Here is a 3,329-nt window from a genome sequence, read left to right as displayed (position 1 = left end):
CCTGGCTCCATCACTACAATCACCACCGCCCCCACACCGCAACCGGCGGCAAACCACCCATCACCAGGTTGACCAACGTCCCTGGGCAGTACACCTAGAACCGCCCGGCGCCCAGATCCCGCGACACCGCGCGGGCGCAGTCCCGCACCGCCGCGACCAGCTCGGGACGCAGCTCGCCCTCCCGGCACAGCCGCTCCACGGCCCCCGTGATGCCGACCGCGCCGACCGGCATGCGCCTGCGGTCGTGGATGGGCGCGGCGATGGACGCGACGCCCTCCCAGGTCTCCTCGACGTCCGCCGCGTAGCCCCGCGCGCGCGTGATGTCGAGGATGTGCTCGAACCCGTCCGGCTCGCACACGGTCCGGTCGGTGTACGCCTTGCGGTCGGCCTCCAGCGCCTCGCTGTGCGCGACCGGGTCGTACGCCGAGAGCACCTTGCCCAGCGCCGTGGAGTGCAGCGGCTGCATGGCGCCGATCTCCAGGACCTGCCGGCTGTCGTCGGGCCGGAAGACGTGGTGCACGATCAGTACGCCCTGCTGGTGCAGGACCCCCAGGTGCACGCTCTCCCCGCTGGAGCGCGCCAGGTCGTCCGTCCACACCAGCGCGCGCGCCCGCAGTTCGTGCACGTCGAGATAGGTCGTCCCCAGGCGCAGCAGCTCGGCGCCCAGCTGATAGCGCCCGGAAGCCCCGTCCTGCTCCACGAAGCCCTCCTGCTGGAGGGTGCGCAGGATGCCGTGCGCGGTGCCCTTGGCCAGACCCAGCGACGAGGCGATGTCCGACAGGCCGAGCCGCCGCTCGCCGCCCGCGAGCAGGCGCAGCATCGCGGCCGCCCGTTCGAGCGACTGGATGTTCCGTGCCATCGACGTACTGCCTCCGTCCCCTTCGACTGCCGACCTCGGCGTCGCTGACGTCGTTCGGCAATGCCGAACACTACCGGTCCATGCCGACCTCCCGCTAATGGTCGGCGGGCAACTGTTGCACTCCGGCCGGATCCGGTCGCCCAGGACCACCCGCCCGAGGGCCGTTCCGGGACGGCCGCCGGGCCGTTCACCGGCACATCCCCGGACCGGAAAGTCACCCCTTCGGCGGGCCCCTGACCCGCCATCCTCGTCCGTCTCGTGGACGCCTCGACCACCGGCCTCCGGTCCCGGCTACCCTGGCGGCGTGCGTTCTCTCCCGGGGACGTTCCCCATGGACGGAACCGGGCAGCGCAAAGCCGACAGCCGTCGCATCCTAGGGAGCCCTTTCATGGCCTCGTCGCCATCCACCCCGCCCGCCGACACCCGGACCCGCGTGTCCGCCCTCCGAGAGGCCCTCGCCACCCGCGTGGTGGTCGCCGACGGCGCGATGGGCACCATGCTCCAGGCGCAGAACCCGACGCTGGACGACTTCCAGCAGCTGGAGGGCTGCAACGAGGTCCTCAACGTCACCCGCCCGGACATCGTCCGCTCGGTGCACGAGGAGTACTTCGCCGCCGGTGTCGACTGCGTGGGCACCAACACCTTCGGCGCCAACCACTCCGCGCTCGGCGAGTACGACATCCCTGAGCGCGTCCACGAGCTGTCCGAGGCGGGCGCCCGGGTCGCCCGCGAGACCGCCGACGCGTTCGCCGCCGAGGACGGACGGCAGCGCTGGGTCCTCGGCTCCATCGGCCCCGGCACCAAGCTGCCCACGCTCGGCCACGCCCCGTACACCGTCCTGCGCGACGCCTACCAGCGCAACGCCGAGGGACTGGTCGCCGGCGGCGCCGACGCGCTGCTCGTGGAGACCACCCAGGACCTCCTGCAGACCAAGGCGTCCGTGCTCGGCGCCCGGCGCGCCCTGGACGCCCTCGGTCTCGACCTGCCCGTCATCGTCTCCGTCACGGTCGAGACGACCGGCACGATGCTGCTCGGCTCGGAGATCGGCGCCGCGCTGACCGCGCTGGAGCCGCTCGGCATCGACATGATCGGCATGAACTGCGCGACCGGCCCGGCCGAGATGAGCGAGCACCTGCGCTACCTCGCCCGCCACTCCCGCATCCCGCTGTCGTGCATGCCCAACGCCGGCCTGCCCGTCCTCGGCAAGGACGGCGCGCACTACCCGCTGACCGCGCCGGAGCTGGCGGACGCGCAGGAGACGTTCGTGCGCGAGTACGGGCTGTCGCTGGTGGGCGGCTGCTGCGGCACCACGCCCGAGCATCTGCGCCAGGTCGTCGAGCGGGTGCGGGGTGCCGCGCCCACCGAGCGGCACCCGCGCCCCGAGCCGGGCGCCGCCTCCCTGTACCAGTCGGTGCCGTTCCGGCAGGACACCTCCTACCTGGCGATCGGTGAGCGGACGAACGCGAACGGGTCGAAGAAGTTCCGTGAGGCGATGCTGGAGGGCCGCTGGGACGACTGTGTGGAGATGGCCCGGGACCAGATCCGCGAGGGCGCGCACATGCTGGACCTGTGCGTGGACTACGTGGGCCGGGACGGCGTGGCCGACATGGAGGAGCTGGCGGGCCGGTTCGCGACCGCGTCGACGCTGCCCATCGTGCTGGACTCCACCGAGGTCGACGTCGTCCGGGCGGGGCTGGAGAAGCTCGGCGGCCGTGCGGTGATCAACTCGGTGAACTACGAGGACGGTGCGGGTCCGCAGTCCCGGTTCGCGAAGGTGACCGCGCTGGCCCGGGAGCATGGTGCGGCGCTGATCGCGCTGACCATCGACGAGGAGGGCCAGGCCCGTACGGCGGAGAAGAAGGTGGAGATCGCCGAGCGGCTGATCGCCGACCTGACCGGGAACTGGGGCATCCACGAGTCGGACATCCTCGTGGACTGTCTGACGTTCACCATCTGCACCGGGCAGGAGGAGTCCCGCAAGGACGGCATCGCGACGATCGAGGGCATCCGGGAGCTGAAGAAGCGGCATCCGGACGTGCAGACCACGCTGGGTCTGTCGAACATCTCCTTCGGTCTGAACCCGGCCGCCCGCATCCTGCTCAACAGTGTGTTCCTGGACGAGTGCGTGAAGGCGGGCCTGGATTCGGCGATCGTGCACGCGAGCAAGATCCTGCCGATCGCCCGGTTCGACGAGGAGCAGGTGCAGACGGCTCTGGACCTGATCTACGACCGCCGCCGTGAGGGCTACGACCCGCTGCAGAAGCTGATGCAGCTGTTCGAGGGCGCCACCGCGAAGTCGCTGCGGGCGTCCAAGGCGGAGGAGCTGGCCGCGTTGCCGCTGGAGGAGCGGCTCAAGCGGCGCATCATCGACGGTGAGAAGAACGGTCTGGAGGCCGACCTGGACGCGGCCCTGACCGAGCGTCCGGCACTCGGCATCGTCAACGACACGCTGTTGGACGGCATGAAGGTG

2 protein-coding genes are annotated in these 3,329 nt (G+C 71.2%); one reads left to right on the top strand and one right to left on the bottom strand.

Going from position 1 to position 3,329, the window contains the following annotated elements; translation table 11 throughout:
• Positions 1-94 precede the first annotated feature (94 nt).
• Complete coding sequence (locus KUM03_RS36165; protein ID WP_073730955.1) at positions 95-859, bottom strand: IclR family transcriptional regulator; 765 nt, start codon at positions 857-859, stop codon at positions 95-97.
• 388 nt (positions 860-1,247) lie between these two features.
• Here KUM03_RS36165 and KUM03_RS36160 point away from each other — a divergent pair.
• On the top strand, positions 1,248-3,329 hold a 2,082-nt coding region (locus KUM03_RS36160), incomplete at its 3' end, for a homocysteine S-methyltransferase family protein (RefSeq protein ID WP_217254773.1).

The sequence above is a fragment of the Streptomyces sp. AC602_WCS936 genome (genome assembly GCF_019049125.1).
In the GTDB taxonomy this organism is placed as follows: domain Bacteria; phylum Actinomycetota; class Actinomycetes; order Streptomycetales; family Streptomycetaceae; genus Streptomyces.
This window is presented reverse-complemented; position numbering and strand designations above follow the sequence as displayed.

Coding starts and splice junctions, on each gene's coding strand:
- KUM03_RS36165 (WP_073730955.1), bottom strand. CDS start 859: ATGGCACGGAACATCCAGTCGCTCGAACGGGCGGCCGCGATGCTGCGC.